This is a genomic window from Bacillus sp. SIMBA_005 (assembly GCF_046535585.1).
GTDB classification, from domain to species: Bacteria; Bacillota; Bacilli; order Bacillales; family Bacillaceae; genus Bacillus; species Bacillus pumilus.
This window is the reverse complement of record NZ_JAWRWI010001290.1, coordinates 1-230: the sequence shown is the minus strand read 5'-3', so window position 1 is coordinate 230 and position 230 is coordinate 1. Positions and strand designations below refer to the sequence as shown.

Sequence of the window (230 nt, the reverse complement as noted above, 5' to 3'; positions counted from 1 at the left end):
ATTAATCCCTTTTTCAATGGCCCAGTTTCGTAATATTCCCTCAACATATTCAATGCTTAGCTTGCCAAGGTCTGCAGTTAATTTCATTGCTTCGATAATGAGTAAGTAATCTGGATACAGTTCAAGCAATTTGTCCATTTTTCTATGATCCGTAAAGTTGCTGATTCTAATTGTGGAATCAAAGCAATTTTTAATTTCTAAGAAAGGATTGACCGACTGATTCTCTTCTC

The 230-nt window shown here is 34.8% G+C and carries 1 protein-coding gene; it reads right to left on the bottom strand.

The annotated features are described in order from the left end of the window. Positions 1-230 (bottom strand): DnaD domain protein (locus tag SB660_RS24225; RefSeq protein ID WP_410585195.1); only part of this gene is annotated, 230 nt, incomplete at both ends.